Annotated in this window: 7 protein-coding genes; 3 read left to right on the forward strand and 4 right to left on the reverse strand. The window is 26.5% G+C overall.

Annotated elements, in window-relative coordinates; all coding sequences use genetic code 11:
* Positions 1-415: 415 nt before the first annotated feature.
* A complete protein-coding gene (locus tag BUA77_RS12025) occupies positions 416-2,665 on the reverse strand; it encodes an ATP-dependent Clp protease ATP-binding subunit (protein ID WP_072890592.1) in 2,250 nt (749 codons plus the stop codon).
* Positions 2,666-2,969: 304 nt separating this feature from the next.
* Here BUA77_RS12025 and BUA77_RS12030 point away from each other — a divergent pair, with 304 nt between their 5' ends.
* The 3 genes from BUA77_RS12030 (at position 2,970) to BUA77_RS12040 (ending at position 5,346) form a co-directional block, all read left to right on the forward strand.
* Complete coding sequence (locus BUA77_RS12030) at positions 2,970-3,380, forward strand: DUF1284 domain-containing protein (protein ID WP_072890595.1); 411 nt, start codon at positions 2,970-2,972, stop codon at positions 3,378-3,380.
* 96 nt (positions 3,381-3,476) lie between these two features.
* Complete coding sequence (locus BUA77_RS12035; protein ID WP_072890598.1) at positions 3,477-3,878, forward strand: DinB/UmuC family translesion DNA polymerase; 402 nt, start codon at positions 3,477-3,479, stop codon at positions 3,876-3,878.
* Between the two features lie 91 nt (positions 3,879-3,969).
* Positions 3,970-5,346, forward strand: coding sequence for a glycosyl hydrolase family 18 protein (locus BUA77_RS12040; RefSeq protein WP_072890601.1), 1,377 nt, complete (start codon positions 3,970-3,972; stop codon positions 5,344-5,346).
* A 97-nt stretch (positions 5,347-5,443) separates the two neighbouring features.
* On the opposite strand, the gene BUA77_RS12045 is transcribed toward BUA77_RS12040, so the two are convergent.
* The 3 genes from BUA77_RS12045 to BUA77_RS12055 form a co-directional block, all read right to left on the reverse strand.
* Positions 5,444-6,205, reverse strand: a complete 762-nt coding sequence (locus tag BUA77_RS12045) for a DeoR/GlpR family DNA-binding transcription regulator (protein ID WP_072890603.1) — start codon at positions 6,203-6,205, stop codon at positions 5,444-5,446.
* A gap of 122 nt (positions 6,206-6,327) precedes the next feature.
* Positions 6,328-6,771: a GNAT family N-acetyltransferase gene (locus tag BUA77_RS12050; protein WP_072890605.1), complete on the reverse strand. Its 444-nt coding sequence runs from the start codon at positions 6,769-6,771 to the stop codon at positions 6,328-6,330.
* Positions 6,772-7,011: 240 nt separating this feature from the next.
* On the reverse strand, positions 7,012-7,602 hold the full coding sequence (locus BUA77_RS12055; protein ID WP_072890607.1) for a hypothetical protein: 591 nt from the start codon (positions 7,600-7,602) through the stop codon (positions 7,012-7,014).
* Positions 7,603-7,933: the final 331 nt, after the last annotated feature.

Below are 7,933 nucleotides of genomic sequence, written 5' to 3' on the forward strand. Positions count from 1 at the left end.
CTCAACTAAAAAACTTTATTCAAATCAAATCATCTAAAGTTAGAAATACTGTTTCTTTAAAAGCTGATGTTTTACTGGCTTGTATTTCTCAGTTAGTTGCGTTTGTTTTAATGTTTAAGACTAACAATATCCACAATCCTCTTGCTATTAAATCTTTAATTGCTTAAGTTTTTTTAAACTCTATATCCTTTTTAAAAAGGTTTTACTGAACCTTTATTTAACTGCGTCTTTTTTTGAATATTACTGTTAATAACTCTTTCTATTTAGTAATTTCAACTCAATTTTTCTGTGGATAACCTTTCACTCTATTTTGCAACTACCTAAAAGTAAAAATAATTTTTAAAAATATATTTTCAATTTATAAATATGTATGTAGTTAGTAAATAAAAAATACCATGGCAATCCATGGCATTTTTTATTCAAATACAACTTTTCCTTCATTTAATTTTACATTCATATTACAACCTTCTTTAAGCTTACCTTGAAGATACTGCTCAGCAATTTCATCTTCAATATATCTTTGGATAGTTCTCCTTAAAGGTCTTGCACCATATTTTTCATCATATCCTTTTTCTAATATAAAGTCTTTTACTTCGTCTGAAACTTCCATACTCATACCTTTTTCTTTAACCTCATCCATTACATCTTTAAGCATCAAATTAATAATTTGGCGAAGTTCATCCTTTGTAAGGCTTGTAAATACAATAGTTTCATCTACTCTATTTAAAAATTCAGGTCTAAAAATATCCTTTAATGCATCTTTTACACGACTTTCTAAAACATCATATCTATCCTTTGCAAAACCAATATTAGATTTAAAATTAGTACCTGCATTAGATGTCATAATAATTACACTATTTTCAAAGAAAACAGTTCTACCTTGACTATCAGTTAACCTTCCATCTTCAAGAATTTGAAGGAGCATATTAAATACATCTGGATGTGCTTTTTCAATTTCATCTAAAAGAATAACTGAATAAGGCTTTCTTCTAACCATTTCTGTTAGTTGACCACCTTCATCATATCCTACATATCCCGGAGGAGCTCCAATAAGCTTTGAAACTGTATGTTTTTCCATATATTCAGACATATCAATACGAATTAAGGCTTCTTCACTTCCAAACAGTTCACATGATAATGCTTTTACAAGTTCTGTTTTACCTACACCTGTAGGCCCAACAAAAATAAACGAAGTAGGTTTTTTCTTTTTTCTAAATCCAGAACGATTTCTTCTTATTGCTTTTGATAAACTTACAATGGCTTCATGCTGACCTATAATTCTTTTATGAAGCCTATCTTCTAAATTCAATAGTTTTTGAGCTTCTCCTTCTGTAATCTTTTGAACAGGAATTTTTGTCCAAGACTCTATAACAAAGGCAATATCTTCAATAGTAATTTCTACTTCACTATACTTTTTCTCCATTTCTTTTATTTTTTCTTCAATTCTACATTCATCCATTTTGTATTGTGCAGCTTTTTCAAAATCATTATTATTAGATGCCTCTTCTTTTTTATCCTGAATTTTTTCAAGTTCTTCTTTTAAAGCTTGTATCTCCACAAGTCCTTGGTTCTTTAAATTTGCTCTAGAACCAGCCTCATCAATAACATCTATTGCTTTATCTGGTAAATATCTATCAGTAATATACCTTTCTGATAAATTTGCAGCAGCTTCAATTACTTCATCTGATATTTTAACTTTATGATAATCTTCATAATAATCTTTTATTCCCTTTAAAATTTCTATAGTTTCTTCAACAGTTGGCTCTTCAACTTGTACTGGTTGAAATCTTCTTTCAAGGGCAGAATCTTTTTCAATATGCTTTCTATACTCTTCAAGAGTAGTAACCCCTATTACTTGTATTTCTCCTCTAGCTAAAGCTGGTTTTAAAATATTAGCTGCATTCATAGCTCCACCTTGAACTTCACCAGCCCCCATAATATTATGAACCTCATCAATTACTAAAATAACATTTCCACTTTCTTGAGCTTCTTTAATAATATTTTTCATACGTCCTTCAAATTGACCTCTAAATTGAGTTCCTGCTACAACAGCTGTTAAATCTAAAAGATATACTTCAGCATTAAATAATTTTGAAGGAACTTCTTTTTGTGCAATTCTAACAGCTAATCCTTCTGCTATAGCTGTTTTTCCTACCCCAGGCTCTCCTATTAATATAGGATTGTTTTTAGTTCTTCTATTTAAAATTTGTATAGTTCTATCTATTTCTCTATTTCTTCCAATGATTTTATCTACTTCATTATTTTTTGCCTTTTCTGTTAAATTTGTTCCGTATAGTTCTAAAAACTTTCTTTTCTTTTTAGATTTTTTATCTTTCTTTTGAGACTTTTCTTTTACATCTGAAGATTTATTTTCCTTATCTTCAACATCTTTTGATGTAGATGAAACATTAAATAAATTCATAAACATATTATCATTTTCTAAATTTTCTAAATCCATTTCTTCAAAAATGCTGTTCATTTGACTACTTAAATTATCAATATCCTCTGGTGACATTCCTGTTTGCTGCATTAACTGATCAATAATAGGAATACCCTTTTTCTTTGCACAATCTATACATAAACCTTTTATTTCTGATTTTCCATTTTCCATCATTGAAGTAAATACAACTGCTATATTTTTTTTACATTCTGAACATAATTTCATACTAAACCACTCCATATTAAATCAATTATTGGAATTACAATATAATAATACCTTTATTTTAATATATATATGTTATTATAACAATACTGTCAACACTATAATATTACCACAAGTCATTTATATTTAAACCCCTTATATATTTTTAGTTATCTAAATTATTATCCCACTTATATGCTTTAATATTTACTTTATCACCATAAATCCGAACATCCAGAGAAATACTTGACAAAATATATATTTATTAATACCATCGAATTGTAAACATTTATTTCGTTTAAGTAAACAATTAAAAGGAGATATTTTCATGCAATTAATTTTAAGAGCTCACCATTTACTATGCATCCAAGGTTATCAAGGAAAAGGATACAGTAATGAATTTATAAATAATATGAATAAAATAGTAAATATATTGAAAAACAATCTTGATACTAAAATTAAAATAATATCAAAAACGGATTTTATATGTTCTAAATGTCCTAGTAATATTGGAAATGGATTATGTAAATCTGAAACTAAAGTTCATTCATTAGATTCTAAAACTTTAGAAATACTAGATTTGAAAAAAAATCAAATATATGTATATAAAGAAATTCTAAGCATTATAAAAAAAAATCTAACATTAGAAAAATTTCAATATATATGTAAAAACTGTGAATGGTTTAAATATGGTTACTGCGAAAAAGGATTATTTGAAAAATCCTTAATAACTCCTTAAAAATATAAATCATTTGTTTAATTTAAATAAGCTGTAGTATAATATAACTAAGCAGAACTTACGTTCTCTAAATTTTATAATATATAGGAGTTAGTTATGGAACGTAAAATTATACATGTTGATATGGATGCTTTTTTTGCTAGTGTAGAACAAAAAGATAATCCTAAACTTATCGGAAGAGAAACTACTCTTTTAAATGATACAGATGATAAAGATTATCTAGAAAAATTTCTGCTAGAGTTTGCAAAGGATATTTCTAACATTCTAAATAGAAAAAATTTATCTGCAAAAACTATAACTATAAAAATTAAAACTTCTAGCTTTATAAATCATACAAAAAGTAAGACTATACGCAATTATACAAATTCATTTGAAAAAATTTATAAAACAGCTTGTAGTATATTGGCAGAAATAACTTTTGAAGAAGAAATAAGACTAATTGGTCTTACTGTATCAAACTTTTCTGATAATACCATACAGCAACTAACTTTTTTGTAACTAAATTATAATCCAAACCAACTTGTAATATGATGTAAAATCTGTAATAATATACTTACTGCATTAACTAAAAATTTGAGGTGATTTATAAATGATTAAACTTAGAAAAATTTTTTCACTTTTATTAGCATTTATTTTTATTTTTTCTTTCAACAACAATTACATATTTGCAAATAATAAAGATTTTAAAGTAGTAGCATATTGTTCTGACATATTTAAAGATTCTGTTGAAACAAATATTCAATACGATAAAGTAACTCATATAATATATGCTTTTTTAATTCCAACTGAAGATGGCTCTTTAGTTCCAATAAAAAAAGCTGATGAACTAGAGAAACTAGTAAAAAAAGGTCATGAAAATAATGTCAAAGTTTTAATAGCTGTTGGAGGATGGTTTGATGAAAATTATGTACCTCTTGATGCTAGATTTGAAAAAATAGCTGCATCAGATGAATTAAGAAAAAAACTTGTAAATAATATTATGAAGTTTGTAAATGATTATAATCTTGATGGCATTGAAATCGACTGGGAATATCCAAACCCTGGCGATTCTTCTCAAAACTATGAAAAACTGGTATTAGAACTTGGTTCTAAATTAAAAGAAAAAGGAAAATACTTAACAGCAGCGCTTAATGGAGCATGGTCTAAAATAGGAGCTCCAGAAGCATCAAGAGCTGTAACCGAAAATTGTTTAAAAGAATTTGACTGGATAAATGTTATGTCTTATGATATCAATAATGAACAGCACAGCCCATTTTGGCATGCTAACACATCTATAGACTACTGGCTAAACAGAGGTGTTCCTAAAGAAAAAATAGTAATAGGTATTCCTTTTTATGCTCATCCTGACTTTAAGCAATATAGAAATATAGTAGCTCAAAATAAAGAAAATGCCTATACAGATATGGCTATAATAGATTCTATTAATTATTATTATAATGGCATAAATACTATAAAAGAAAAAACTAGACTAGCACTAAAAAAAGCATCTGGAGTTATGTTGTTTGATGTTAATGAAGATACTTTAGATGATTTAAGTCTTGTAAAAGCTATAAACGATACTATAAATGAAGTTTCTTCTATGTCAAAAGAGAAGTTTAACAATAAAATTTATTTTATAATAAATAACCGTGAATTGACATTTAATGAAGATGAAAATATGGGAATTCCTTTTATCGATGAAAATAACAGAACATTGATTCCTATAAGAAAACCTCTTGAGGCTATAGGTGCAAAAGTTTCTTTTGATGAAAAAAATTATATTGTAATTGCTAAAAAAGATAATATTACTATTGAAATACCAATAAATAAAGACTACATTTATATTGATAACCAAAAATTAAAAATGGACACAAAAGCCTTTATAAAAGGGGAAAGAACTTATATACCTTTAAGATATGTATTTGAAGGATTTGGATATAATATTGATTGGCATGAAGAAAGTAAAACTATTATAATAAACAAGTAAAAATAATTAAGTAACAAAACAGCAAGGTTATTCGCCTTGCTGTTAACAATCATTGTCACGCCCAAGTAGAGGTAACGCCAATGAGTTGCTTTATAAATTATTTTTTTGGAAGTATAACATTTATTTCATTCTCATTAAAAGCTTCCATTAATTCTTTATTAGGCATCTTATCTGTAATAATCAAATCAATTTGTGATAAATCAGCAAACTTGAAAAATGTATTTTTTCCAAACTTTGAATGATCTGCTAATACTATAACTTGTTCTGCTTGTTCAACCATTTTTTTCATTACAAATCCATCTTCCTCATGAACAACAGTTAATCCATTTTGTGTAATTCCACCTACACCTATAAACGCTTTATGAGCATAATAATTGGAAAGCATTGATATAGTTGCTGATCCGTATAGATAACGGTGTTCTTGATTTAACTGCCCACCCACTAAGTAAATGTCTACATTTTTCTTGTTTGATAATATGTCTGCTACATTAATTGAATTTGTTACAACTGAACAATTATCTATATCCAAAAACTCTGCACATGCTTGTACAGTTGTGGATGTATCCATAATTATTTTTTCTCCAGTTTTAATCAGTGAGGATGCCAATTTTCCAATCTCTTTTTTTTCTTCTGATCCATAATGAAGACGGTCTTTATAATTTTTAATTTCATTTTGAATAGTAGGCAAAATCGCACCACCATGTGTTCTAAGTACCACTCCATTTTTTTCTAACTTTACTAAATCTCTTCTTGCCGTGTCCCTTGAAATATCGCACAAACTGCAAATTTTTTCTACATTAATTCTTTTATTTTTCTTTAAATAATCTAAAATTACTTGCATTCGTTCTTCTTGATACAAGTACCCTCACCTCAATATTTAATTTATAATTTAATTATAATCATTTTTGAGTATTTTTTCAAGCATTATTAAGTATTTTTATTTTTTTATGCATTATTTACTTAAAATTACTCATCTATCAATTATTTTTTATATAACATTTCTACATGTGGAATATCATCTTCTAAATATGTATCAGATACTTGTTCAAATCCTAAGCTTTTATAAAAATTAATTAAATATTCTTGTGCTGAAATTCTTATTGATTTTTCATTTAATTTATTTTCTATAAAATCAATTGCATTCAACATCATCTGTCTTGCCAATCCTTTTTTGCGATAATTTTTATTAACCAAAACTCTTCCTATTGATATTTCATCATAAGAAATTCCCTTTTCTAAAACTCTTAAATATGCACTAATTGTATCATTTTCTTTCATAAATAAATGATATGCATTCTTATCTTTATCATCACAATCCTGATAAGCGCATTCCTGCTCTACTACGAATACTTCATTTCTAGCTTTTAAAATCTCATATATTTCTTCTACATTTAATTCTTCAAACTTTTTTATTTTCCAACTCATTTCTTTCTCTCCTTTTTTATTCTATTATACTAATTTTTATTTCTTCTTCATAGCTTTTACCAATATATTTTTAGTATAGAATTATTAATACAAAAGCGACCCAATTTAAATTAGATCGCTTTTAATAACAAATTATTTACATTTTTGAACTATTATATAATATTAATACATGTCTAAATTTGAAGTATATTTCCCAAGAAATAGTGAAAATTTTACAAGTTGAGCATTTTATTGATTTATTTAACTTGTTATTATTTTAATAATTTCATTTATACTTGCGCCTTTTTTAATTACTTTTTCTCCTGGAACTATTTGTTTAGTTTCTTTTAATATACTTAAAAAAAAGTCAACGCTTTCTTTATCATCAATTAGCTTTTCCTCATAAAGAGCGTTTAATACCTTATCATAACTTTTGCCTAAAAGACTTAATAAAGTATTAATCTGCCATCCTCTACTTATCAATCCTTTATTAGTTAAAACTTTACCAGCTTCAAAAATATCTAATGTTTTTAAATTAAACATAATTTTGAAATCCTGCTTATTACTTATTAATCCACTTTCATATAATAATTCTGAAATTTCATCACAAGTATATTCATCTTCAATTTTAATAGTAACATATTCTTCATTATTTTCTTGCTGTACTTTTTCTTTCTCTAAGTTTTGTAAATCATTTTCTTCATTTATCTTTAAAGTATCTATTTTCACATTATTATTTACAGCTTCTTTTGTTTTTACATTATTTTTATTATAAATAAGGTTTATGGAAGAAGATATTATTAATCCTAATGATAACCCTACTATAAATACACAACAAATTATCTTTTTCAATCTAACCCTCCCTCTATATACTTTTATTTTCTCTTAAATACTCTCTATTTCTTACAATTTCATAAATTGATAGATATAATTTTTGGATATAACTTCAACATATTCAATTTTATGGATATAGAAATGTATAACCCCAGAAAATCAGTGTTTTTACCAAAATATTACTGGAATTAATCCACTAATTTCATGGCGACGTACCCTCCCATGTCTCACAGGATCAATGTCCCTAAATTCCTTCGTTCAGTCTATCCATGATGTGGTATCAGCTATGCTCCTTTGCGGGGTCAAATGCCCTAATGGTTAATATATCTGCTGAATTCCTAGCTATATT

This window comes from Tepidibacter formicigenes DSM 15518 (assembly GCF_900142235.1).
Taxonomy (GTDB): Bacteria; Bacillota; Clostridia; order Peptostreptococcales; family Peptostreptococcaceae; genus Tepidibacter; species Tepidibacter formicigenes.